Origin of the sequence: Acidovorax sp. FHTAMBA, from assembly GCF_038958875.1 — a bacterium.
In the GTDB taxonomy this organism is placed as follows: Bacteria; Pseudomonadota; Gammaproteobacteria; order Burkholderiales; family Burkholderiaceae_C; genus Acidovorax.
On record NZ_CP152407.1, the window covers coordinates 1,338,788 to 1,359,324 of the forward strand.

21 protein-coding genes and 1 tRNA gene are annotated in these 20,537 nt (G+C 63.3%); 4 read left to right on the forward strand and 18 right to left on the reverse strand.

The window, feature by feature from the left end; all coding sequences use genetic code 11:
• Both AAFF19_RS06210 and AAFF19_RS06215 read left to right on the forward strand, forming a co-directional pair.
• Positions 1 to 225 (forward strand): hypothetical protein, encoded by a 225-nt coding sequence (locus AAFF19_RS06210; protein ID WP_246330698.1) that lies wholly within the window; start codon positions 1 to 3, stop codon positions 223 to 225.
• Positions 226 to 411: 186 nt separating this feature from the next.
• On the forward strand, positions 412 to 1,083 hold the full coding sequence (locus AAFF19_RS06215; RefSeq protein WP_182118273.1) for a histidine phosphatase family protein: 672 nt from the start codon (positions 412 to 414) through the stop codon (positions 1,081 to 1,083).
• Positions 1,084 to 1,165: 82 nt separating this feature from the next.
• On the opposite strand, the gene AAFF19_RS06220 is transcribed toward AAFF19_RS06215, so the two are convergent.
• From AAFF19_RS06220 to AAFF19_RS06265, 10 genes are all read right to left on the reverse strand, one after another.
• Positions 1,166 to 2,392: an IS256 family transposase gene (locus AAFF19_RS06220; RefSeq protein ID WP_182118274.1), complete on the reverse strand. Its 1,227-nt coding sequence runs from the start codon at positions 2,390 to 2,392 to the stop codon at positions 1,166 to 1,168.
• Positions 2,393 to 2,569: 177 nt separating this feature from the next.
• Complete coding sequence (locus AAFF19_RS06225; protein WP_182118275.1) at positions 2,570 to 3,412, reverse strand: hypothetical protein; 843 nt, start codon at positions 3,410 to 3,412, stop codon at positions 2,570 to 2,572.
• A 61-nt stretch (positions 3,413 to 3,473) separates the two neighbouring features.
• On the reverse strand, positions 3,474 to 4,871 hold the full coding sequence (locus AAFF19_RS06230; protein ID WP_342721503.1) for a tetratricopeptide repeat protein: 1,398 nt from the start codon (positions 4,869 to 4,871) through the stop codon (positions 3,474 to 3,476).
• A 138-nt stretch (positions 4,872 to 5,009) separates the two neighbouring features.
• The gene (locus AAFF19_RS06235) at positions 5,010 to 5,618 is read right to left on the reverse strand and encodes a hypothetical protein (protein WP_008905098.1); all 609 of its coding nucleotides are present in this window, start codon (positions 5,616 to 5,618) and stop codon (positions 5,010 to 5,012) included.
• A gap of 136 nt (positions 5,619 to 5,754) precedes the next feature.
• The gene (locus AAFF19_RS06240) at positions 5,755 to 7,167 is read right to left on the reverse strand and encodes an amidase (protein ID WP_342721504.1); all 1,413 of its coding nucleotides are present in this window, start codon (positions 7,165 to 7,167) and stop codon (positions 5,755 to 5,757) included.
• A 268-nt stretch (positions 7,168 to 7,435) separates the two neighbouring features.
• Positions 7,436 to 8,926: an ABC transporter substrate-binding protein gene (locus AAFF19_RS06245; RefSeq protein WP_008905096.1), complete on the reverse strand. Its 1,491-nt coding sequence runs from the start codon at positions 8,924 to 8,926 to the stop codon at positions 7,436 to 7,438.
• A 105-nt stretch (positions 8,927 to 9,031) separates the two neighbouring features.
• Positions 9,032 to 9,892, reverse strand: a complete 861-nt coding sequence (locus AAFF19_RS06250) for an ATP-binding cassette domain-containing protein (protein WP_182118277.1) — start codon at positions 9,890 to 9,892, stop codon at positions 9,032 to 9,034.
• Entirely contained in the window at positions 9,889 to 10,926 is a 1,038-nt protein-coding gene (locus tag AAFF19_RS06255; RefSeq protein ID WP_182118278.1) for an ABC transporter ATP-binding protein, read from the reverse strand. Before AAFF19_RS06255 ends, AAFF19_RS06250 begins: the two co-directional genes overlap by 4 nt.
• 29 nt (positions 10,927 to 10,955) lie before the next feature.
• Positions 10,956 to 11,828: an ABC transporter permease gene (locus tag AAFF19_RS06260; protein ID WP_182118279.1), complete on the reverse strand. Its 873-nt coding sequence runs from the start codon at positions 11,826 to 11,828 to the stop codon at positions 10,956 to 10,958.
• Positions 11,829 to 11,834: 6 nt separating this feature from the next.
• On the reverse strand, positions 11,835 to 12,797 hold the full coding sequence (locus tag AAFF19_RS06265) for an ABC transporter permease (protein ID WP_182118280.1): 963 nt from the start codon (positions 12,795 to 12,797) through the stop codon (positions 11,835 to 11,837).
• A gap of 198 nt (positions 12,798 to 12,995) precedes the next feature.
• Between AAFF19_RS06265 and AAFF19_RS06270 the strand changes: the two genes are divergently transcribed.
• Entirely contained in the window at positions 12,996 to 13,253 is a 258-nt protein-coding gene (locus tag AAFF19_RS06270) for a YfhL family 4Fe-4S dicluster ferredoxin (protein WP_008905091.1), read from the forward strand.
• 107 nt (positions 13,254 to 13,360) lie between these two features.
• On the opposite strand, the gene AAFF19_RS06275 is transcribed toward AAFF19_RS06270, so the two are convergent.
• The 8 genes from AAFF19_RS06275 to AAFF19_RS06310 form a co-directional block, all read right to left on the reverse strand.
• On the reverse strand, positions 13,361 to 13,648 hold the full coding sequence (locus AAFF19_RS06275; protein WP_008905090.1) for a hypothetical protein: 288 nt from the start codon (positions 13,646 to 13,648) through the stop codon (positions 13,361 to 13,363).
• 27 nt (positions 13,649 to 13,675) lie between these two features.
• A complete protein-coding gene (gene pth, locus AAFF19_RS06280) occupies positions 13,676 to 14,284 on the reverse strand; it encodes an aminoacyl-tRNA hydrolase (RefSeq protein WP_182118281.1) in 609 nt (202 codons plus the stop codon).
• 195 nt (positions 14,285 to 14,479) lie between these two features.
• The gene (locus AAFF19_RS06285; RefSeq protein WP_008905088.1) at positions 14,480 to 15,115 is read right to left on the reverse strand and encodes a 50S ribosomal protein L25/general stress protein Ctc; all 636 of its coding nucleotides are present in this window, start codon (positions 15,113 to 15,115) and stop codon (positions 14,480 to 14,482) included.
• A gap of 160 nt (positions 15,116 to 15,275) precedes the next feature.
• On the reverse strand, positions 15,276 to 16,250 hold the full coding sequence (locus AAFF19_RS06290) for a ribose-phosphate pyrophosphokinase (RefSeq protein WP_008905087.1): 975 nt from the start codon (positions 16,248 to 16,250) through the stop codon (positions 15,276 to 15,278).
• A 46-nt stretch (positions 16,251 to 16,296) separates the two neighbouring features.
• Positions 16,297 to 16,373: transfer RNA gene (locus AAFF19_RS06295), tRNA-Gln, on the reverse strand.
• Between the two features lie 24 nt (positions 16,374 to 16,397).
• Positions 16,398 to 17,264 carry a 4-(cytidine 5'-diphospho)-2-C-methyl-D-erythritol kinase gene (gene ispE, locus AAFF19_RS06300; RefSeq protein ID WP_182118282.1) on the reverse strand — a complete coding sequence of 289 codons (867 nt, stop codon included), beginning with the start codon at positions 17,262 to 17,264 and terminating at the stop codon, positions 16,398 to 16,400.
• A 37-nt stretch (positions 17,265 to 17,301) separates the two neighbouring features.
• Complete coding sequence (locus AAFF19_RS06305; RefSeq protein ID WP_182118283.1) at positions 17,302 to 17,838, reverse strand: lipoprotein insertase outer membrane protein LolB; 537 nt, start codon at positions 17,836 to 17,838, stop codon at positions 17,302 to 17,304.
• Positions 17,838 to 19,616, reverse strand: coding sequence for a tetratricopeptide repeat protein (locus tag AAFF19_RS06310; protein ID WP_182118284.1), 1,779 nt, complete (start codon positions 19,614 to 19,616; stop codon positions 17,838 to 17,840). Before AAFF19_RS06310 ends, AAFF19_RS06305 begins: the two co-directional genes overlap by 1 nt.
• 29 nt (positions 19,617 to 19,645) lie before the next feature.
• Between AAFF19_RS06310 and mutM the strand changes: the two genes are divergently transcribed.
• Entirely contained in the window at positions 19,646 to 20,461 is an 816-nt protein-coding gene (gene mutM, locus AAFF19_RS06315) for a bifunctional DNA-formamidopyrimidine glycosylase/DNA-(apurinic or apyrimidinic site) lyase (RefSeq protein ID WP_182118285.1), read from the forward strand.
• The last annotated feature ends 76 nt before the right edge of the window (positions 20,462 to 20,537 follow it).

Below are 20,537 nucleotides of genomic sequence, written 5' to 3' on the forward strand. Positions count from 1 at the left end.
CTGGCCAAGGGCCTTGCGGCGGCAACCGTGGTGCTGGCGCTCTCGGCCCTGGGCGCGGCTGCATGGGCTGCGCCCGCCCCGTGGTACTACTGGCGCAGCAAGGTGGATGGTGTGCGCATCTGCGCGCAAACATCGCCCGGCCCCGGCTGGGAGCGCGACAGCGAAGCCTACGCAGGCCCGGGCTGCCAGCCCCGGCGCAAGGTGCTCATCGTGCCCATGCGGTAGCGCAAGCAACAGCAGTGGCGGCAACGGCCACTGCCAGCCCATGGCGCCAGGGAGGTGTTATAAAAACAATAGCTGCTGGCGCTTGCTGCATAAGCGCTGGAGGCCAAAATAGCTTGCAATGCTGTGCATACGTTCGATAATGGTGGCGGCCCCCCAACGCACCCTGTAACGCACCCCGCACGCCCCATGACCGAACTCATCCTCATCCGCCACGGCGAGACTGACTGGAACCGCGAACTGCGCTTTCAGGGCCACGTGGATGTACCTCTCAACGCCACCGGCCACGAACAGGCCCGGCGGCTCGCCGAGCGCCTGGCCTTTGATCAGCTGGTGGTGGACCACCTGGTCTGCAGCGACCTCATCCGCACCCAGCAGACCGCCGCGCCCAGCCTGCAGGTGCTGTTCCCCCAGGCACGCATCGACACCCTGACCGACAGCGCCCTGCGCGAGCAGGCCTTTGGCGTGGTGGACGGCAAACGCGTGGACGACGTCAAGCTGGAGCATGCCGATGCCTGGGCCCAATGGCTGCGCTTTGAAGCCGACTACGCCATGCCCGGCGGCGAGACCACCCGTCAGTTCCACACCCGCGTGATGGACGCCGTGTACCGCATCGCCCAGCAGCACAGCGGCCAGACCGTGATGGTGGTCACCCACGGCGGCGTGCTCGACATGATCTGGCGCACGGCGCGTGGCACGGGACTGGATGGTCCGCGCCAGAGCGACATCCCCAACGCGGGGCTCAACCGCGTGCGGGTGAGCGGCGAGGCGGTGGAGGTTCTGGACTGGGCCGACGTGCGGCACCTGTCGGATTTGCCGGAGCAGCCGGTGTATGACCAGACGAAGTTGGTGGTGCGGTGAGGGCCTGACCAAACGGCGCGCGGAATGCGGGCCGACCGTTGGTGCTGGGCGTGTCCGAATTTTTGTGTAAACGGTTCGGACTTCAGTTGACGGAGATGCGGTCTCCGAACTGAATGGTAAATCGGGTCAGCGCTGCCTTCCAATCCCGAATCGGCATGGTCCACTTCTGACTGATGTTGCGCAGGGCTAAGTAGAACAACTTGGTCAGCGCCTCATCGCTGGGGAATGAACCCCGGTTCTTGCTCAGCTTCCTCAGGCCCATGTTCACCGACTCGATGGCGTTGGTCGTGTAGATGACCTTGCGGATTTCCGCCGGGTAGTCAAAGAACGGCGTCAGTCGGCTCCAGTTCCTGCGCCAGGACTGGCCAATGGGCAGGTAGTCCGAGTCCCACTTTGCTTCGAACTCGCCCAGGCGCAGCTCGGCCTCTTCGGCGGTTGCGGCCTGGTAGATGTGGCGCAGGTCCCCCGCCACATCCTTCCTGCGCTTCCACGAGACATAGTTCAGGCTGTGGCGCACCATGTGCACGATGCACAGTTGAACCACCGCCTTGGGGAACACCGCCTCGATGGCATCGGGGAAGCCCTTGAGCCCGTCAACGCAGGCGATGAAGATATCCTGTACGCCCCGGTTGCGCAGCTCGGTTACCACCTGCAGCCAGAACTTGGCGCCCTCGGTCTGCGCCAGCCACAGGCCCAGCACCTCCTTCTCGCCATTCATGTTGATGCCGATGGCCAGGTACACCGCCTTGACCCGTACCGCGCCCTCGCGCACCTTCACATGGATACAGTCCAGGTAGACGATGGGATAGATGGCTTCCAGCGGCCGTGCCTGCCAGGCTTTGACCTCGTCGCTGACCGCATCTGTCACAGAGGAAATCAGGCTGGGCGAGACCTCGGTGCCATACATCTCCTGCAGGTGCCCCTGAATCTCGCGCACCGTCATGCCGCGGGCGTACAGCGAGATGATTTTGTCGTCGAAGCCGCTCCAGCGGGTCTGGTGCTTGGGGATGAGCTGGGGCTCAAAGCTGCCGTGGCGGTCGCGTGGCACTTCGATGGGCAGTTCGCCGAAATCGCCCTTGAGGGTCTTCTTGCTCTTGCCGTTGCGGGTGTTGCCGCTGGCGTTGGCCACGGCTTCATGGCGCTCGTGGCCCAGGTGTTCGGTCAGTTCGGCGTCCAGCGCCTTCTCCACGAGCAGCTTGGTCAGCTGCTTGAGCAGGCCGTTCTCGCCAATCAGGTCTTCAGGCTTCTTGTAGTCGGCCAGCAGGCTGGCCAGCAGTTTTTGCGGTACTTCGTGCTTCTTGGTTGTCATTGTGTTTGCGGACAAGCAGGCTCTCGCCTGCGGTGGATTGTCCGTTTACACAAAATTCTGCACACCCTCTTGGTGCTCCGGTTGAACGACCTGTTAGGCCTCACTCTAGGCTGAAGGTTCGCCCGCCGACGGCGCCATTCGTTCCGACTTCAGATTCAGCCTCACTGAGTGACTGGGTCAGATGTCGGCGCTACATTCGTCGCCTGTCGAGTCAGTCCGGTAGGCGAATGCCTCTCGCACTACCTCAACTGCGCCCTGCCAGAACAATAGGTCAACTGGCGTCTTGCCGTATCGCCTCCGGTGATCCCAGAGCTTGCCCATGGCTTGGAAAGGAGAGGGTACTTCTTGCAATCTGGTGACTACGTCCTTCATTTCCTCTCCATTTGCGATTGCCTGGGTAATGTACCAACGCTTCACGCGTACCAGCTTGCCTTCCAACAACTCCAGTAGCTCTTGCAGCTGCCTAGAAGACTGCGCTTGGTGAAATGAGGATGACATCATTTTGGCAAGACCACTCGTGGAATATCTGCCACTGATTCTCTCCCTCGCAATACGCGGCGCGAGCGCTGATAGCCTTGGCAGGAAGTATTGATTCTCCAAGAGTCGATCGAAGTCAGATCGCTCTTCATCTTGTTCCAATCCAAACAAAGGCACAAAAGTACCGGGTAGCCAATTGCTCCCGGGCGCGGCTACGCCTTGCAAAAAAGCGCTCACTTCTGAACGACTGATTTGAGCGAGGTTGCTCGTTGCAGGATTCGCGCGCGCGCTTCCCACGGGAGCGAAATACCTGCCATCTACAGTGCGTGTAAAGGGCTTTCCTTCATGCTTCTTCGACCATTGGCATGCCTCTTGAAATGTCCTAAAGACGAGTTCCACAGACAAACCATCGTCGAAGTTGTTCGGTGAATGCGGATTCTGTCTCCCGCCGCCATTCGCCATGATCTCCCCGAGGCGGTCGTAGTCGTCCTCACTTCCAGGGCTCAACCCATACTTCTCGCACAAATCTTCATATTCGCTCATCTTGCAAGACTCCATCAGCCGTCGACCGGCAGCAACTATAGGTCGTCACACCGTCATGAAGTTAATCGTGAGTCGACTCAAGAATCGGGGATACGAACGGCCATTTGTGGAATGGGCTAAGGTTCACAGCAGACAACCCCAACACCCCATTCACCACCCCCACCTGCCTCGCCAGCCGCACCGACTCCGGCTGCCCATTCACCAACGGCTGCAACACGTTCTGCACCGCCGCCCACTGCCCGTTGCGCTGCAGTGCATCCAGCCAGATCTGGTGAAACAGATCCCGTTGCGCATGGCTGCCACCAATCTCCACCAGCCTGGGCAGGGCCACGCCCAGCTTCTCCACGGCAGTAGCCCAGTCGCCCTGCGCATGCGCCAGCAGGCCGTGCGCGGCGGGCACACACACCTGCTGCCACACGGTGCGCTCATGCGCCTCGGTGCGGGTGGCGGCGTGGGCTGCGATGTTGTTTTGCAGCGTGCGCGCGGCCTCCATGCGCCCGGCGCGGGCCAGGCCGTAGAGGTATTGCAGGTCCAGGAAGGGCAGCACATGGTCGGCCAAGCGCAGGGCCAGGTGGTCGGCCACGTCGGCCCAGCGGTGGCCCACATCAACACCAGCCAGCTCCAGCCGGGCGAGCAGTGACACGGCGTTGATCTGGTCCTGCGTGTATTCCTTGACCACGCCCCACACCTGTTGGTCGTAGAGCGCCAGCACTTCGGCATGCCGGTCCTGTTCCAGCAGGAACAGCGCCTGGTGCCACCAGTTGTGCGTGACCATGAAGGAGTTCAGGCCCGTCCAGGTGTCGCAGACGCTGGCCATGAAGTCGGTACCTTCGCGGATGCGGCCCTGGGTCAGCATGACGTGGGCCAGCGCGTGGTGGGCCCAGGGTTCTTTGCGGCACAGGGTGATGGCGTGGCGTGCGGCGTTTTCGGCCTCTTGCAGGCGGTGGCATTGCTCCCAGCCAAAGGCGAGCATGCCGTGCAGGTAGGGCACGTCGGCCGCTGTGGGCAGGGCCTGCAACGCCAGGCGCAGCATGCCGGGCGAGTCGCCCCGGTTGAACAAATGGTATTGGCCGAGCTTGAGGGAGGCGAGGTCGCGCGGGTGCAGGCGGGCTTGCTCTTCGTGCAGTGCAATGGCGCGGGGCAGGTCACCACTCACCCAGGCGGCGATGGCGGCTACAAAGCGTTGCTCACGCTCGCTAGCCTCTGCAGCACGGGCCAGGGCCTGGTCGATGAAGGGGCGGGCGTTGCGCGGGGCGTTGGCCGACTCGGCAAACATGTGCAGCGCGGCGCAGCTGGCTTGCACGATCGGGCTGGTGTCGGCCGCCGCGTTCAGCACGTTCACCGCGCGGGCTTCGCAGGCGATGAAGCCTTCGACGAAGTCGTTCAGCGCCGTCGCGCTGGTCTCGTCGTGCAGCGTGACGGGGTTGCCCAGGCTGTCGGTCGATGGTGTGTGCTGCATGACGGTCTCGTGGCGGCTGTTGGCGGGATCGGCGTTGCACCACCCCTTACCGTTCGGGCTGCGCTTGTCGAAGCCCCGCGCAGCGCTTCGACAGCATCAGCGTCAACGGCCGGTACATCATGTGGAGGCTGAGTGGCATCAACCGCCCTTGATGAGGGCCAGGTACGCGTTGCGCGTTTCGGCAGACACCGAGGCCACGAGCTGCTCGTGCGGGGTCTGGTGGCGCGCCAGCATGCGGGCGGTGGCGATGGTTTTGGACTTGCAGAACCAGTGGCAGGTGTGCTGCATGAGGAACAGCTCGGCCGACATCATGAAGGCGCGGTCTTTGGGCGCCAGGTGGCCGGTGTTCTGCACCACATGCGCGATGCCGCGCGCGTGGATGGCCAGGGCCTTGCGCATGTCAAAGGTGTAGCTGGGCAAAATTTTCTCCGCGAAGGGGATCGCCATGGCCAGGCGGCTGACCCGGGTATCGGGCTCGGGTTCTTTCGCGAATTCTGCGGCGAGCCGGCTGAATTGCTCGGTGAGTTGCGATTCGGTGGTGCTGAGCAGGCTCCAGATCTGGCTGCGGCGCTCATCGGTGCTTTCGCCCAGCGCACGCAGGTAGCCCTCGGTCAGGGCCTCCATGAGTTTTTCGATCTGGTAGTTGGCCAGGTGGCTGCCCAGCAGTGCGATGCGCTTGCGCTGCTCCTTGGCGTTGAGCATGTAGGTGCCCGCAGCGATCAGGATGGCCAGGATGAAGGTGTCCATTCGGTAGGGTGGTGTGGTGGGGTGTGGTGTTGCGGGGTGGGGTGGGGCAGACCCTGGGCAGCCGGTGTGTGTGTGTGCCAGCGACAGCCTGCCAGTGCGCAAGGTTACCGCCAACGCCGCATCGGCACGCCCGCGGTTAACCCGCTGGCGGCAGTGGCCAGGGCCTCTGGGGGTCGCGGATCAGCTCGAACGCACGGGCCACCTGCAGCACGCCCAGGTCGTCAAAGCGCGCGCCCGCAATCTGCAGGCCGATGGGCAGGCCGGTGGTGGTGTAGCCGCAGTTGACGGAAGCGGCGGGCTGCTCGGACATGTTGAACGGCACGGTGAAGCCGATGTGCTCGAGCGGGCGCAGCGGGTCGTTGGTGGGCGAGGGCAGCTCGGCCTGAAAGGCGACGTTGGGCGCCACCGGCGAGATGACGTAGTCAAACGCACTGCAGGCCTTCACGGTGTTGACGCGCGTCAGGTGGAACTGGTGGCTGGCGTTGAAGACTTCAGCACCGCTCATGCCCGCAGCGCTGTCGGCCCAGGTGCGGATGTAGGGCAGCACCTTGTCGCGCCGCGCCGCAGGCAGGGCCTGCATGTCGATGTGCGAGCGCATGCGCCAGAAATGGTCCATGCCGTCGAGCATGGCCTGGGTCATGAAAGGCCGCATGGGCACGATGGTGGCGCCTGCAGCCTCCATGAGCCGGGCCGCGCGCTCCACGGCGGCTTTCACTTCAGGCTCTACGGGAAGGCCGCAGCCTGCGTCCAGCAGCAGGCCTATCTTCAAACCTTGCAGGCTGCGCGTGCGCCCGGCCAGCGTGTTGAACTGGCTCCAGGCGATGTCCTGGTAGGGCAGGCTCATGCTGTCGCGCGCGTCGGGCTGGCTCAGCACCTGCATCATCAGCGCGGCGTCGGCCACTGTGCGTGTCATGGGGCCGGCGGCGCGGCCCGTGTAGGGTGGGTCGATGGGGATGCGGCCCAGGCTGGGCTTCAAACTGAAGATGCCGCACCAGCTGGCGGGCAGCCGCAGCGAGCCACCAATGTCGGTACCGATGTGCAGCGGGCCGTAGCCTGCAGCTGCCGCAGCGCCACCACCGGCGCTGGAGCCGCCCGGGCCCTTGCTCAGGTCCCAGGGGTTGCGTGACAGCGGGTGGAAGGTGGACAGGCCCGAGGACAGCATGCCGTAGTCGGGCATGGTGGTCTTGGCCACGATGACGGCGCCCGCCTCGCGCATGCGGGCGGCGGGCGGCGCATCGGCTGCGGCGGGCACCAGCTCGACCGCGGCCGTGCCCAGCGGGGTCGCGTCGCCCTGCGTGGCGATGTTCTCCTTGATGGTTGCGGGCACGCCGTCGAGGGCTCCCTGGGGCTCGCCGCGCAGCCAGCGGGCCTCGGAGGCACGGGCCTGGGCCAGCGCCACCTCGGGGCGCAGCAGGTAGGTGGCCTTGATGTGCGGCTCCCACCGGTCAATGTGTGCCAGCACGGCCTGTGTGACCTCGACGGGGGACAGCGTGCGCTGGCGGTAGGCTGCCACCAGGTCGTGGGCGGGGAGGTCGTGCAAGGCGGTCATGGCGGGGGTGGGAAGTTTTATCAATAAAAAAGGCCGCCAGCGCTTATTGGTAAAGCGCTGGAAGCTATCTATTTAGGAGCTAATGGCTCCGTGCATTTCAGGTATCCAACGCGCTGGCACCGCTCGTAGCCCTGGATACTGGCGCGGCCCAGTCGCAGGCAGCCGAGCAAGGGCCGCCCCGCAGCGAGGGCTGCGTCCCCCTGCCCGCATGGCGCAGCCATGCGAGAGCGGGGGGAAGGCGCGAAGCGACTCAGGGGGGTGTCCGATCTCAACTCCACGACAGGGCCGACAGGTCATTCGCGAACACGGGCATGTCTTTCCACAGGCCCTTGAGGTTCTTGTTGGCCACCGTGATCCACTGGTTGGAATACAGGAAACCGTGCACCGCGTCCTCGGCCAGCAGGCGCTGCGCTTCGCCCAGCAGCCGTGCGCGGTCGGCAGGGCGGGCGGCGTTCTTGATCTGGTCGAACAGATCGTTGAACTTGGCGGACTTGTAGCCCCAGTAGTAGTCGGGCTTGGTGAAGTTGGCCAGGTCAAACGGCTCTACGTGGCTGATGATGGTCAGGTCGTAGTTCTTGTTGCCGTAGGTGCCGCTGAGCCACTGGGCCCATTCCACGTTCTGGATCTTGGCGATGATGCCCACCTTGGCCAGCTGGGCGGCCACCACCTCGCCACCCTGGCGGGCGTAAGGCGTGGGGGGCAGCGTCATGGTCAGCTCCAGCGGCGTCTTGATGCCGGCTTCGGCCAGCAGTTTCCTGGCCTTTTCGGGATCGAAGGGGTTGATGCCCGTGGTGTCCACATAGCCGAACGCGCCGGGCACATAGTGGCTGCCGATGGGCGCGCCGTAGCCGTCGCCAGCACCTTCGATCACGGCCTTGCGGTCCACGGCGGCGGCAATGGCGCGGCGCACGCGCACGTCGTCGAGCGGCTTCTTGGCATTGTTGATGGCCAGGATGGTCTTGGCGCGCGAGCCGCTCACCACCACCTGGAACTTGGGGTTGGCCTTGAACTGCGCGACGCTGCGCGGTGTGACGCGTGGGAAGGCGTCCACATCGCCTGCCAGCAGCGCGGCCACCTGCGCGGCGGGGTCGGAGATGAAGCGGAACGTGGCGCGCTTGATCCGGATGGTGGCCGGGGCGCGGAAACCGTTCCAGGCCGTCAGCACCACCGATGAGCCCTTGTTCCAGGCCTGCAGCTGGTAGGGGCCGGTGCCCACGGGCTTGTTGGCGTTGGTGTCTGCGCTTTTGGGCTCCACGATGATGGAGGTGGCCTGGCCCAGCACGAAGAGCAGGTCGGGGTCGATCTCCTTGTTGAGCAGCACCACGGTGTAGTCGTCCACCACCTGCGTGGTCAGGCCCGCAAAGGTGCGCTTGTCCTTGTTGGTGCTTTTTTCGCCTGCTGCGCGGTCGAACGAAAACTTCACGGCGGCGGCGGTGAAGGGCTCGCCGTTGCTGAACTTCACGCCCCGGCGCAGCTTGAAGGTGTAGGTCTTGAGGTCGGGCGAGACTTCCCAGCTCTCGGCCAGCAGCGGCGACACGCTGCCGTCGGCGTTGATCTTGGTGAGCGTCTCGAAGATGTTGTAGTGCACGATTTCAGCAATGGCCGATGCCGCACCGGCGGTCGGGTCCAGGCCTGGGGGCTCCAGCGTCATCGCCAGCGTCACCGCATCTTTTCGGCCTTGCGCCAGGGCGGCGAGCGGGGTGGACAGAGGCACGGCGGCGATGGCGCCAGTGGCAAGGACGGTACGGCGGTTCAACATGGTGGGAGTCTCCAGACAATAACCAGACAAAAAAACCAGAGCAGGGCCCGCCGCAATTGCGGTGAGGGCACACAAAGCTTTCTACACCATCGCGTGCAACCCGGGTTATCCGTTTGTTGCTGCGGCAGCAGCCGCTGCCCGGCGTGCGCGTGCGCGGCCCGGCTGCACCTGCGGCACGGCGCCCACCAGTGCCTGGGTGTAAGGGTGCTGGGCGTTGTGGAACAGCTCGCCGGGCGCTCCCCGTTCCACGATGCGCCCCTGGTACAGCACCACCACTTCGTCGCACAGGTGGTTGACCACCGCGAGGTCGTGGCTGATCAGCATGTAGGTGATGCCGAACTGCTGCTGCAGGTCCTGCATCAGGTTCAGCACCTGGGCCTGCACCGACACGTCGAGCGCGCTCACGGGTTCATCGGCCACGATGAGGCGGGGCCGGGTGATGAGGGCCCGCGCAATGGCGATGCGCTGGCGCTGGCCGCCCGAAAATTCATGCGGGTACTTGGAGAGGTCGTTGGTGCGCAGGCCCACCTGCGACAGCACCTCCCCGGCCTGCTCGCGCTGCTCGGCGCGTGTGGTCTGGCCCTGCGCCTGCAGCGGCTCGGTCACGATGCGCTCCACGGTCTGGCGCGGGTCTAGCGATCCGTACGGGTCCTGGAACACCATCTGAAAATCGCGCCGCGCCTGGCGCAGTTGCCCTGCGGGCAGCTGGTGCAGGTTGCGGCCCAGCAGCTCTACCGTGCCGGAGGTGGGTGCATCCAGCGCCATCACCAGCCGTGCCAGGGTGGACTTGCCCGACCCCGATTCGCCGACGATGCCGAGGCTGCGGCCAGAGGCAATCGAAAAGCAGACGCCATTGAGCGCATGCACCTTGCCCGGCGGGCGAAACAGGTGCTCGCGCGGCAGCGCGTATTCGCGCACCAGGTCGGTGACCTGGAGCAGGTGCGCGGTGGGCTGGGCTGAGGTCATGCGGCTCCCTCGGCAGTGGTCCGCACGCCAGCACTTTGCGCTTCGGCAATGGCCTCGCTCCGAAGGCAGCGCACTTCGTGATCACCATCTTCGTCCGTAGCCACCAGCGTGGCGGGTGGCACCTCGTGGTGACAAGCATCCACTGTGTAGCTGCAGCGCCCTGCAAAAGGGCAGCCTGCGGGCAGGTCCACCAGCTCGGGCACTGTGCCCGGAATGGTGGACAGGCGCGGGCGCTGACCGGGCGCATGCACGGCACCCAGGTGGGGCCGTGCGGCAAACAGGCCGCGCGTGTAGGGGTGCGCCATGGCAGAAAAGACCGAGGCGGTGGAGCCGCTTTCGACCACGCTGCCGCCGTACATCACCATCATGCGGTCCACGTTCTGCGAGATCACCCCGAGGTCGTGCGAGATCAGGATCAGCGCCATGTTGCGCTCGGCCACCAGGTCGCTGATGAGGTCCAGGATCTGCTGCTGGATGGTCACGTCGAGCGCTGTGGTGGGCTCGTCGGCAATCAGCAGGTCGGGCCCGCAGGCCAGCGCCATCGCAATGGTGATGCGCTGGCGTTGCCCGCCCGAGAACTGGTGCGGATAGGCGTCAAAGCGCTGTGCGGCGTTGGGGATGCCCACGCGGTCCAGCAGTGCAATCGCTTCGGTGCGTGCGGCTGCTGCGTTCATGCCCCGGTGCAGGCGCAGCGGCTCTGCCACCTGGCGGCCAATGGTGTGCACGGGGTTCAGGGCCGTCATGGGCTCCTGGAACACCATGCCCATGCGGTTGCCGCGCATCTGGCACATCTGTGCATCGGTGCGGCCCACCAGTTCCTGCCCGTCAAAGCGGATGCTGCCGGTGACCTGTGCACTCTCGGGCAGCAGGCCCATGAGCGACATGGCAGTGATGGACTTGCCGCAACCCGATTCACCAATCAGGCCCAGGGTTTCACCGCGCGCCAGCGAAAAGCTCACGCCGCGCACGGCATCGGCCGGGCCCCGGTGCGTCTGCAGGCGGATGCGGAGGTCGGAGACTTCTAACAGAGACATCGTGGGGTCTGGGAGGCTTCTGGGCAGGGTCAACGCTTACGCGAGAGGCGGGGGTCGAGCAAATCACGCAGCCCGTCACCCAGCAGGTTCAGCCCCAGCACTGCCAGCGCAATCGCCATGCCAGGCCAGACGGCCAGCAGCGGGGCCTGGAACATCAGCGTCTGTGCCTCGCTGAGCATGCGGCCCCAGGAGGGCTGGGGCGGCTGGGTGCCCAGGCCCAGGTACGACAGGGCGGCTTCGGCCAGGATGGCAATGGCGAACTGGATGGTGGCCTGCACGATGAGCACCGACAGGATATTGGGCAGCACGTGTTCCAGCGTGATGCGCCAGCTGCCCTTGCCGCAGGCGCGTGATGCCAGGATGTATTCGCGCGACCACACGGCGTTGGCCGATGCGCGCGTGACGCGCGCAAATGTGGGGATGTTGAAGATGCCGATGGCGATGATGGAGTTGACGATGCCCGCGCCGAACACCGCCGTCATCATGATGGCCGAGAGGATGGCGGGAAAGGCGAACGTGAAGTCTGCCAGCCGCATGATCAGCTCTTCCACCCAGCCGCGCTTTGCCGCCGCCAGCAGGCCCAGCGCCGTGCCAATGGTCAGGCCAATGCCCACGGCGATCACGCCCACCAGGATGGAGTTGCGCGCGCCCACCAGCAGCAGCGAGGCGACGTCGCGCCCAAAGGCATCGGTGCCCAGCCAGTGTGTGCCAGTGGGTGGTTGCAGCTTGTTGGCCAGGTCCATTTCGTAGGGCGACCAGGGCGTCCAGACCAGCGAGAGGGCGGCCGCCAGGACCAGCAGCAGCGAGAGTACGGCGCCAATGACAAAGCTGCGGTGGCGCAGCGCACGGTACAGCCAGCCGGACGCAACAACGGGAGGGGTGGCGGGGAGGGCAGCGGTCATGGCAAATCAGATATCGCTGGCTTTGACGCGGGGGTCGATCACGGCGTAGAGGATGTCCACGACGAAGTTCACGATGACCACCATGGCGGCGAGCAGCATCACGCAGTTGCGCACCACGATCAGGTCGCGGTTGGAGATGGACTGGAAGATCAGCCGACCCAGGCCGGGCAGGTAGAACACGTTCTCGACCACGATGGTGCCCGCCAGCAGGTTGGCGAACTGCAGCCCCATCACCGTGATCACCGGAATCATCGCGTTGCGCAGCACATGGCCCCAGAGCGCCGCGCGCTGCGTGAGGCCCTTGGCCCGCGCCGTGCGCACAAAGTCTTCACGCAACACCTCCAGCACCGCCGAACGCGTGATGCGCGCCAGGATGGCCGCCTGCACCACGGCCAGCGCAATGGCGGGCAGCAGCAGGGCCTTGAGGGCTTCGAACGGGCTGCCGCCCGCATCTTCCGTCCAGCCCGGAAAGCCGCCGGCCGAGAACCATTGGAGCTTCACCGAGAACAGCAGGATCAGCAGAATGGCGAACCAGAAGTTGGGGATGGCAATGCCGATCTGGGCCAGGCCCATCACGCCCACGTCCCCCAGCCTGTTATGGCGCGATGCCGCATACACACCCGCCGCCAGCGCCAGTACCGTGGTGATCACCATGGCCATCAGGGCCAGTGGCACGGTGAGGGCCAGGCGTTCCAGCACCAGCTCCAGCACGGGGGAGCTGTAGGCGTAGCTCTCGCCCATGTCGCCCACCATAAGGCCGCTGACCCATTGCCAGTAGCGCAGCGCGGCGGGCTGGTCCAGCCCCAGCTTGCTGGCCAGGGCGGCCACGGCTTCCGGCGCCGCGTCGGGGCCCATCAAGATCTGCGCGGCGTTGCCCGGCAGGATCTCCAGCACCATGAACACCACCACGGAAGCGCCGAACAGCGTGGCCAGTAGCGTGATGAACCGTTTGAGAAAAAACAGACCCATGGAGTGGCGTGGGAGAAGATGGCGGGCGCGGCGGAATTAATGTGTACACACAGCATAACGGCAAAAACATCCACGCCAGCGATGGTGTGTTGCAGTGTGGCAGGCGGGGCATATTCCACCGCGCGGGATAATACGCAGCATGAACCGCAGCGCACACTCTCTTGACCTGGCCACAGGCACCGTGATCCGGGAGGCCCTATGGCACTGATGATCACCGATGAGTGCATCAACTGCGACGTGTGCGAGCCCGAATGCCCCAACCAGGCCATCTACCTCGGGCAGGAGATTTACGAGATCAACCCGGACAAGTGCACGGAATGTGTGGGGCACTTCGACGAGCCGCAGTGTGTGCAGGTCTGCCCCGTGGCATGCATCCCTGTGAATCCGCAGCATGTCGAGAACCGTGAAACCCTGTGGCAGAAGTTTCAGCGCCTGCAGGCGGCCTCCTCGGTGTGAGATTGCAAGCCAAATCAGCCCTCAGCGCTTATGCAGCAAGCGCCAGCAGCTATTAAATCAGTAGTATTTCGTTTTCCCGCCGTCGCGGCTTCCTTCCTTCTTTCCATTCATTGAACGGAATCCGGCAAGTAGTTGGACCGGCGCAGGTGGCGGTTGAGCCACGATTTGCGTACGCACACCAGGGGCAGGCCCAGGAGGGCAAACACGGCGCCAGCATAGATGCCGGTGCGCTTGCATTCGTCGGAGGTGGTGAGCTCCTGCTGACAGCGCATGGCGATGTCGGGGCGCTGCAGCGCCTGCCAGTTCCATGCCATGAGCAGCAGGCCAAACAGGACCGCCAGCCATCCGAAGGTGCGAATCGCCCAGCGGGCGCGTCGGAGTTCGTTGTCGTTCATGGGCGGTGGGGTGTTTTGCGAGGCGTTTCAGTCTTCCGCCGGGCGCGGGGGCTTTGGCCGGGGCGGTTTCGTGGTGTGGATGAGCAAGGTCGCCTTGTCCATCTCGCCAGCCAGCAGGGCCGGGCAGGCTTTGAGGGAATGGGCAATGCAGTCTTCGATCCGCGTGCGCTGGTCGGCAGACGGTTTTTTGAGCACCCAGTTGGCCACTTCGCTTTTCACACCGGGGTGGCCGATGCCGATGCGCAGGCGCCAGTAATCGGGTGAGCCGAGTTGCCCGTGGATGTCCCGCAGGCCATTGTGTCCGGCGTGGCTGCCGCCGCGCTTGAGCTTGACCTGGCCGGGTGGGATGTCGAGTTCGTCGTGCGCCACCAGGATTTCTTCGGGCAGGATCTTGAAGAACCGCGCAAGGGATGCCACCGACTTGCCTGAGAGGTTCATGAAGGTCTGCGGCTGCAGCAGCCATACGCTCTGGCCATGCACCGTGGTGCGCGCCACCAGCCCGTGGTAGCTGCGCTCTGGCACCAGGGTGGTCTTGAGCTCGCGGGCCAGGGCGTCAATCCACCAGAACCCTGCATTGTGGCGGGTGGCCTCGTAGTCGGGCCCCGGGTTTCCAAGGCCTACAAACAGCTTGATCATCTGTCGGATTATCTGTGGGCCAAGGCACGGCGAAACCGGACAGTCCGCGTGTCTGGCACGACTGTGGCCTGGGTGGGGTGTCTGGCCTGCAACGTTGGTAATGAAAAACGGCCCACACAAGGTGGGCCGTAACTCGGGCCAGTCTTGCCGGGGCAAGCCTGACCGTGCGGGAGAGTGAAGCTGTCCGTTGAAGGATTACTTCTTGCCCTTGCCCTTGCCCTTGGCGTCGGCTGCAGGAGCGGCTTCGGCAGGGGTTTCCACGACCACGACGGGAGGCACCACGGACACCAGCACGGGGTTGTTGTTCTGGCCACCACGGACCTTGGCCACCACGCCCTTGGGCAGCTTGATGTCCTTCAGGTGCAGGGACGTGCCCTTTTCCAGCTTGGACAGGTCCACGGCAATGAACTCTGGCAGGTCAGACGGCATGCAGGTCACGTCCAGTTCGTTCACGACCGGGTTGATCATGCACTTGTCGACCTTGACGGCTGGCGATTCTTCTGCGCCGGAGAAGTGCAGTGGCACCTTCATGTGCAGCTTGGTTTTTTCGTCCACGCGCTGGAAGTCGATGTGCAGCACGAGTTGCTTGAAGGGGTGGTATTGCACGTCGCGCAGCAGCACCTTGGACGTGGTGCCGGCGACTTCCATGTCCAGCACGCTGGAGTGGAAAGCTTCCTTCTTCAAGGCATGCCACAGTGCGTTGTGGTCCAGCTCGATGAGTTGGGGTTCGGTGGTGCCACCGTAGACGATGCCAGGCGTCTTGCCCGAATTGCGCAGACGGCGGCTCGCACCCGTACCCTGCTTGGCGCGCTCAAAAGCGACGAAGTTCATAGTTAGCTCCTGAAAAGGGTAGACCGCGACCAGTCCTACCCCGATTAAAAAAGACCTGTGACGCCTTCATGGCGGCAGGCCTGCGCATTGCTCCCGAACAGACAAGCCTCCCGAAGGAGGCCTGCGTGCAATCCGGCTGCAACGCTCCCGGGGGAGCGTGTCAGAACAGATTGTCCTGGTCCGAGAACAGACTCATCACCGATTCGCCCTTGGCAATGCGCTGGATCGTCTCTGCGATCAGCGGGGCCACAGACAACTGGCGAATCTTGGTGCAACCCCTTGCGTTGTCGTTCAAGGGGATCGTATTGGTGACCACCACTTCATCCAGTGCACTGCCCTGGGCAATGCGCTCAATGGCGGGGCCGGAAAAAATAGGGTGTGTGCAGTAGGCGTACACCTTCTTGGCGCCACGCTCCTTGAGCACTTCGGCCGCTTTCACCAGCGTTCCGGCGGTGTCGATCATGTCGTCCATGATCACGCAGTTGCGGCCTTCGATCTCGCCGATCACATGCATCACCTCGGAAACGTTGGCCTTGGGGCGGCGCTTGTCGATGATGGCCAGGTCGCAGTTGAGCTGTTTGGCCAGCGCGCGGGCGCGCACGACGCCACCGACGTCGGGGGAGACCACAATCAGGTCTTCATAATTTTTCTGGCGCAGATCGCCCAGCAGCACCGGCGACGCGTAGATGTTGTCCACCGGGATGTCAAAGAACCCCTGGATCTGGTCCGCATGGAGATCCATGGTCAGCACACGTGCCACACCCACCGCCTGCAACATGTTGGCGACCACCTTGGCGGTGATCGGAACACGGGTGGAGCGGGGGCGGCGGTCCTGGCGGGCGTAGCCGAAGTAGGGGATCACGGCGCTGATGCGTTCAGCGGATGCGCGCTTGAGCGCATCGACCATGATCAGCAATTCCATGAGGTTTTCGTTGGTGGGTGCGCAGGTGGACTGCACCACGAAAACATCACGTGCGCGCACGTTTTGCTTGATTTCAACGGTGACTTCACCGTCGGAGAACCGGCCCACGTCGGCAGCACCCAAAGTGGTGCCGAGGTGTTGGGCAATTTCAGCTGCCATGCCAGGGTTGGCATTGCCGGTGAAAACCATGAAGTCGGGGTGGTTGGCTTGCATGAGCGTCCCAGCAGTCTGAAAAAAAAGCCCGTACGCGGAAAGCGTTTGGCAGGGGAAGAAGGATTCGAACCTTCGCATGCCGGAATCAAAATCCGGTGCCTTAACCAGCTTGGCGACTCCCCTACACAGGTCGACTGCCGAAGACAATCAACCCAAATTCTCACCTAATGCCCAGCCTGCCAGAGGATGAACCATCAGATTTGCACATTCCCTGACTTGCCAGCCCTGGGGAGGCTCTCTCAAGTCAGCATCGTGTGACATTTGCGCAAACACCGCACTGCCCGAGCCTGTCATCCGGCCTTGCAATCCGCGAAGCCGGAGCCATTCAATGGCTTCAGAAACGTCGGGGCAAAGTGCCTGGGCAACCGGCTGTAAGTCATTTCGACCGAAGTCAAAGTGTGCTGCAGCAAAGCCTAAGATTGTAGCACTATCTGAATCGCGTTTCAAATTGGGTGAAGAAAAAATTGCTTTTGTCTCCAAACCTGCTGCCGGCTTCACAACGACGAAACGCGCTTGCGGTATTTGCTGTGCTTTCTCAAGCGGCGTGATTGTCTCACCAATTCCCTCGACCCACGCGTTGCTGCCTCTTAAAAAAAACGGAACATCTGCGCCAATGCTCAGGCCGATGGTTTCAAGTGCTGAACGGGGCAGTTCCAGATTCCACAGCTTGTTGAGGGCCAGCAAGGTAGTGGCGGCATCCGACGAGCCTCCTCCCATGCCTGCCTGCGCCGGGATGCTTTTCAATACACCAATGTGTGCGCCCAGCTTGCACCCGGTGGCTTGCTGCAACGCGTGGGCGGCTCTCAGTGAAAGATCCAGGTCCGGCAGAGTGGTGGCGCCCAGATCTTCGCGCGTGATGCCGCTTCCTGCGGTGCGTTCGAAATGAAGCGTATCGCACCAGTCGATCAGCATGAAGACCGACTGCAGCAGGTGGTAGCCATCCGCCCTTCGCCCCGTGATATGCAGAAAAAGGTTGAGTTTGGCCGGAGCAGGCACGTCATACAGCAATTGCATGGCAGAAACGGTCAGCGAACGAACATCAGGGGCCAGGCTAGCGCGTCAGCGCAATCCGTAGCGTTGCCTTCGGAGCGGGGTCATCGCGGCGCGCCACGAGGCGTCCGTCCTCCAGTGCAGAGAGGTCTGCGCTCCAGCCAGGAATGGTGGAATGTTCGCCCTTGAGCCACCCGAATAACGCAGCAACAGGAATCCGGGTCCCGGTGGCCTCCTGCAAAAGGGCGTCCAGTGAGTCGGAGGTCCGAGTCTCCTGGGCGCTCGTCAGCTGTGCGTGTCCGTCTTTCCACTCCAGCTGCGCAAGGCGATTGCCCAGCGGGCTCACCAGCACGAGTTCACCGCTTTGCGCAGTGCCCCGCAACTCAAATATTGCAGAGAATGATTGAGATGGCTGCTCTTCCACCTGCAGGGCAATGCGCCCACTCCACATATCCGCATCATTGCCCGGCATCTTGACCGGCTGCGCACAGCCGGCCAGCCAGAACGCACTGAAAAGCAGCAAGAGGGCCCCCCAAAGCCGCTGGGGGCCATGCAGAAATTCCTGGCGGACCAAGGGTATTGATTTCCCGTCCCGCATCAAAGGTTCACTCCGAGGCGTGCCAGCGTTTCTTTCAAGGTTTCGTTGCCGGGGCTGGTCCTCAATCCTTCTCTCCAGATCTTCATGGCAGCGTCCTTGTCACCGAGGCTCCACAGCACTTCACCCAGATGCGCCGCAATTTCGACATCGGGACGTGCCTTGTAAGCGGCTTCCAGGTGCCGCCTGGCTTCACTCTTGTTGCCCAGGCGAAATTCCACCCAGCCGAGGCTATCGGTGATGAACGGGTCGGAGGGCGCAAACTCGAGCGCCTTGAGAATGAGCTGTTTGGCTTCTTCCAGCCTCACACCCCGGTCTGCGAGCGAGTAACCCAGAGCGTTGTAGGCATGGTGGTATTGAGGGTTTTGGGCAATGATCTGACGCAGCAATTGCTCCATGGTGTCCGGCTGGCCGGCTTTCTCCGCAAGCATGGCTTGGTCGTAGACCAGTTCCGCGTCATCGGGCGCGAGTGTCACGAGCTCAGTCTGAACTTCGTAAGCCTCCTTGAACAGCTGCAGGTTGCGCAAGAGTTGAACCTCTGCGGCCAGCTTCGTGCGCTTGTCATCCGATGATGTCCCCGGCAGATCGCGCAGGAGCGCCCGTGCCTGCGCCACTTTGCCTTGACGCGCCAGCAGCGAGGCGCGGCGGGTTTGGGCACCAAACACTTCGTCAGCGTTGTCGATGCGGTTGAGCCACGCTTCTGCTGCGGTGAAATCCTGTTTTTTCTCCGAGATCTGCGCATGCAGAAGATACGCTTGGGTAAGTCCCCTCTGACGAACTTGTGCATCGGTAGCGGAGGAAAGCAGGTCCATGTAGCGCCCAAGCGCAATTTCCGCCTGAGGGAGCTGGTTGTCCTGCACTTGCAGCGTGGCCAGGACGAGCCAAGCTTCCAGAGCATCGGGCTTTTCCTTTGTCACGTATTCCATTTGCCGTCGCGCGTCGGAATAACGCTGCAGGCCCAAAAGAACCCGTGCGTACGACATGCGCAACTCAGGTACCGGTTGCTTGGCAAGGGACTTTGCTACCAGTGCTTCGGCCTCGGGTGTGTTTTCCTCCATCAGATCCAACGCCAGCCTGGCAGCGCCTTCATTGGCGTCGTCGAGTGCCTGTGCCTGCTGCGCGGCGTGCAGCGCGCCGGCTCGGTCTCCAGCCGCCAATCGCAGACGCCCCAGGGAGACCCAGGCTACGGGACCAGTGGCTGGATGTGCGAGTTCATCCACCAGGGCTGACTCCACCACTTTTGCGGCGAGGACTTTTTCACTCGCACGGCCATACATCTGCGGCAGCGCAGACAGCGTTGAGGCTTTGGTGCGGGGGGGGGCCTGGGCAAGTTCCTGGCGTAACAGATCACTGGTTTCGCCGATGCGATTGAGCGCAATCAGAATCTGGAGTACGTAGCGGTTTGCTTCGCGCGACTCGGGGAGTGCTTCTTTCCATGCTTTGGCGGCCGCAAGGGCATGCTCACCTGATCGTGACTGCAGTGCGATATCCGCAGCTCTTTGGTAGAGCTGGCCGTCGGCGCTGCGGCGTGCAGCTTCCAGCATGAAAGCGTAGCCCGCGCCGGGGTCGCCCGTGCGGGTGCTGAGTTCGCCCAGGAAGATCTCGTAAAACAACTCTGCGTCCAAGGCGGAACCGGACGCTACCTGGGGTTTGCCGATGACGTCGATTGTTTCACTGCCCGTCTTTTGCGCCCATGCCGAGTGGACGGTTACCGCAACCACTGTTGTCAAAGCGGCAATCCGAAAGCTGTGAAGTAGCACCATCGGGCCATAATAATCCATGCCTCTAAACCCGTCGTCGGGCCCTTTGTATGCCTGAGTTGCCCGAAGTGGAAGTGACACGCCTCAGCTTGGCCGAGCCGATCAGGGGCGCGCGCATTGAGGCAGTCGCTCTCGGGAAACCCTTGCGTTGGCCTTTGGGTTGTGCACCCCAGGATTTGGTGGGGCAAGAGGTCGTGGGGCTGCGCCGGCGCGGCAAATATTTGCTGGCCGATACGAGTGTTGGACTACTGCTCGTGCATCTGGGGATGTCGGGCAGCCTGCGCTTCGGTGGGGGATTACCACCTGCTGGGGTCCATGATCATTTCGAGATGCTGACCACCCGGGGCACACTGCGACTGCATGACCCACGCCGGTTTGGAGCCGTGGTGTACGTTCATGGGGAGCAAGACCCCGTTGCAATGAAACTTCTGGACGGCCTTGGAATGGAGCCGCTGTCCGACGAGTTCTCGCTCACAGCTTTTCAGACCGGGCTGAAAAAGAGCCGCATGCCCATCAAACAGTTGCTCCTGGCGGGTCGGCTGGTGGTGGGCGTGGGCAATATCTATGCTTCCGAAGTGCTTTTTATGGCCGGTATCCGCCCGACGACCAGTGCCGCGCGTATCGGACCTGTACGGGCACAAAAACTGCACGCCGCCATTCGGACAGTACTGGCGCGGGCCGTTTCCATGGGGGGCAGCACGCTGCGCGATTTTTCCAGCGCAGAAGGAGTGGCGGGCCATTTCCAGAACCAGACCAGCGTCTATGGACGAGATGGAGCGCCATGCCATGTGTGTGGCACGCCCATAAAGGTGTTGCGCCAAGGTCAAAGGAGCAGCTATTTCTGCCCGGCGTGCCAGCGGCCTTGACTCGGGCGATGCACGAATTCCCCGTTCGATGATAGGCCACGAGCGGTCGATGCTATATTTTGTGTATGCCTGCCGC

Excerpts from the sequence above, each read along its gene's own strand:
- AAFF19_RS06225 (WP_182118275.1), bottom strand. The coding sequence starts at position 3,412 with ATGAGCGAATATGAAGATTTGTGCGAGAAGTATGGGTTGAGCCCTGGA.
- AAFF19_RS06230 (WP_342721503.1), bottom strand. The coding sequence starts at position 4,871 with ATGCAGCACACACCATCGACCGACAGCCTGGGCAACCCCGTCACGCTG.
- AAFF19_RS06220 (WP_182118274.1), bottom strand. The coding sequence starts at position 2,392 with ATGACAACCAAGAAGCACGAAGTACCGCAAAAACTGCTGGCCAGCCTG.
- AAFF19_RS06290 (WP_008905087.1), bottom strand. The coding sequence starts at position 16,250 with ATGCAAGCCAACCACCCCGACTTCATGGTTTTCACCGGCAATGCCAAC.
- mutM (WP_182118285.1), top strand. The coding sequence starts at position 19,646 with ATGCCTGAGTTGCCCGAAGTGGAAGTGACACGCCTCAGCTTGGCCGAG.
- AAFF19_RS06260 (WP_182118279.1), bottom strand. The coding sequence starts at position 11,828 with ATGACCGCTGCCCTCCCCGCCACCCCTCCCGTTGTTGCGTCCGGCTGG.
- AAFF19_RS06265 (WP_182118280.1), bottom strand. The coding sequence starts at position 12,797 with ATGGGTCTGTTTTTTCTCAAACGGTTCATCACGCTACTGGCCACGCTG.
- AAFF19_RS06250 (WP_182118277.1), bottom strand. The coding sequence starts at position 9,892 with ATGACCTCAGCCCAGCCCACCGCGCACCTGCTCCAGGTCACCGACCTG.
- ispE (WP_182118282.1), bottom strand. The coding sequence starts at position 17,264 with ATGCAATTGCTGTATGACGTGCCTGCTCCGGCCAAACTCAACCTTTTT.
- AAFF19_RS06285 (WP_008905088.1), bottom strand. The coding sequence starts at position 15,115 with ATGAACTTCGTCGCTTTTGAGCGCGCCAAGCAGGGTACGGGTGCGAGC.
- AAFF19_RS06240 (WP_342721504.1), bottom strand. The coding sequence starts at position 7,167 with ATGACCGCCTTGCACGACCTCCCCGCCCACGACCTGGTGGCAGCCTAC.
- pth (WP_182118281.1), bottom strand. The coding sequence starts at position 14,284 with ATGATCAAGCTGTTTGTAGGCCTTGGAAACCCGGGGCCCGACTACGAG.
- AAFF19_RS06310 (WP_182118284.1), bottom strand. The coding sequence starts at position 19,616 with ATGGATTATTATGGCCCGATGGTGCTACTTCACAGCTTTCGGATTGCC.
- AAFF19_RS06305 (WP_182118283.1), bottom strand. The coding sequence starts at position 17,838 with ATGCGGGACGGGAAATCAATACCCTTGGTCCGCCAGGAATTTCTGCAT.
- AAFF19_RS06245 (WP_008905096.1), bottom strand. The coding sequence starts at position 8,926 with ATGTTGAACCGCCGTACCGTCCTTGCCACTGGCGCCATCGCCGCCGTG.
- AAFF19_RS06215 (WP_182118273.1), top strand. The coding sequence starts at position 412 with ATGACCGAACTCATCCTCATCCGCCACGGCGAGACTGACTGGAACCGC.
- AAFF19_RS06270 (WP_008905091.1), top strand. The coding sequence starts at position 12,996 with ATGGCACTGATGATCACCGATGAGTGCATCAACTGCGACGTGTGCGAG.
- AAFF19_RS06235 (WP_008905098.1), bottom strand. The coding sequence starts at position 5,618 with ATGGACACCTTCATCCTGGCCATCCTGATCGCTGCGGGCACCTACATG.
- AAFF19_RS06255 (WP_182118278.1), bottom strand. The coding sequence starts at position 10,926 with ATGTCTCTGTTAGAAGTCTCCGACCTCCGCATCCGCCTGCAGACGCAC.
- AAFF19_RS06275 (WP_008905090.1), bottom strand. The coding sequence starts at position 13,648 with ATGAACGACAACGAACTCCGACGCGCCCGCTGGGCGATTCGCACCTTC.